Raw genomic sequence first — 261 nt, forward strand, 5'->3', positions numbered from 1 at the left:
GTTTTGACGCGAATACCACGAGTCATGCCATCTTCGCCCAGGTAAGCACCCCAGGGCCAGGCGGCGATGGCGACGTGAATCGTATTATTTTTGGCGGCAATGCCCATTTTTTCTGAGCCGATCCAGGCAATTGGACGCAGATAGCAGGATTCCAACTTGTTGGCCGAGACGACATCCTTTTGCGCTTGCACGAGTGTTTCGACATCAAAGGGAATTTTCATCTGAAAAATCCGTGCCGAATTGAACAGCCGCTCGGTGTGT

General features: G+C 51.7%; 1 protein-coding gene. It reads right to left on the minus strand.

Annotated features, from left to right (window positions below; all coding sequences use genetic code 11):
* Positions 1-221: aminotransferase class IV (locus tag ACZ3HG_RS24085; protein ID WP_465334945.1), on the minus strand; the 221-nt coding region annotated here is incomplete at its 3' end.
* Positions 222-261 lie beyond the last annotated feature (40 nt).

It is taken from the genome of Erwinia sp. PME.40.26/001, assembly GCF_055556675.1.